This is a genomic window from Streptomyces sp. URMC 126 (assembly GCF_051386555.1).
Taxonomy (GTDB): Bacteria; Actinomycetota; Actinomycetes; order Streptomycetales; family Streptomycetaceae; genus Streptomyces.
Genome location: NZ_JBPQTX010001237.1, coordinates 1 through 243, shown reverse-complemented (window position 1 = coordinate 243; position 243 = coordinate 1). Strand labels below are relative to the sequence as shown.

Here is a 243-nt window from a genome sequence, read left to right as displayed (position 1 = left end):
ACGTCGATGTCGCCCTGCCCGATGCCGTCGACCGCCTTGCCTCACTGGCCCGGCACCGCGACCACGACTTCTTCTGCCTCAACGACGTCAACACCCCGGAAGCCGAGCAGGAAGGTGTAGCCGACCGCCTCCACACCTTTCTCGAAAGCTACTTCCCCTTCCCCAGCCGCTACGAGCGCTGACCGGCTCAGCAGCTTGGGCAGTACGGTCCTGTTCAGTTGCTGAGGTTGAAAGGGCCCGGCC

The 243-nt window shown here is 64.6% G+C and carries 1 pseudogene; it reads left to right on the top strand.

The annotated features are described in order from the left end of the window. A pseudogene (locus ACSNOK_RS35810) lies at window positions 1–182 on the top strand (sugar phosphotransferase); the annotation flags it as partial. Between the last annotated feature and the right edge of the window lie 61 nt (window positions 183–243).